General features: G+C 59.8%; 1 pseudogene. It reads right to left on the reverse strand.

The window, feature by feature from the left end:
* Positions 1-36: 36 nt before the first annotated feature.
* A pseudogene (locus SB764_RS40455) lies at positions 37-271 on the reverse strand (arylsulfatase); the annotation flags it as partial.

Genomic DNA, 271 nt, shown 5'->3' on the forward strand with positions numbered 1-271 from the left:
GGCAAGGCAAGAATAGCCGTGTTGCCGCAAGCTGCTCTAGTTCGGCGGCGCCGACAACTGCTCGACGACCTTGTCGAGATTGAAGCTGGCGGGCTTCTGCCGTGGCGGGAATTCCTTGAATGTGCTGAGCCAGGTGGCCGCAAGCGTCTGCAAGGGAACCTGGACGAAGGCGTGGTCGGCTAGCCACTTGTCATAGAGGATCGACTGGTCGCCGCGTTCGAACGGATCGGAGCGAAGGTTGAAGAGCTTCGGAATGCGAAGTTCCTCGAAG

This window comes from Paraburkholderia sp. SIMBA_027, assembly GCF_046535315.1.
Taxonomy (GTDB): domain Bacteria; phylum Pseudomonadota; class Gammaproteobacteria; order Burkholderiales; family Burkholderiaceae; genus Paraburkholderia; species Paraburkholderia tropica.